Raw genomic sequence first — 266 nt, 5'->3', positions numbered from 1 at the left:
GGCGATCGAGCGGCTGTGGAGCGAGGCGCACGGCCAGTATCTCTGCCTCGACCGCGTCGCCGGCAAGCTCGTCGACAGCGCCTCCGTAGGCGGCATCCTGCCTGCCTTCGCAGCCATCCCGGAGGATCGCGCCGCGTCGATTGCCGGCACCATCGAGCGCCTGGCCGGCACGGCGCGCTTTATCGTGCCGTCGCACGATCCCGCCGACCCGCGCTTCGACGCCGGGCGCTACTGGCGCGGTCCGGTCTGGCTGGTCGTCAACTACA

The 266-nt window shown here is 71.4% G+C and carries 1 pseudogene; it reads left to right on the top strand.

Annotated elements, in window-relative coordinates:
• Window positions 1-266 (top strand): annotated as a pseudogene (locus EOD29_RS32310) (hypothetical protein); the annotation flags it as partial.

It is taken from the genome of Mesorhizobium sp. M1A.T.Ca.IN.004.03.1.1 (genome assembly GCF_003997555.1).
Lineage (GTDB): Bacteria > Pseudomonadota > Alphaproteobacteria > Rhizobiales > Rhizobiaceae > Mesorhizobium.
Note: the sequence above shows the minus strand (reverse complement) of the source record. Positions and strands in the feature narration are given on the sequence as shown.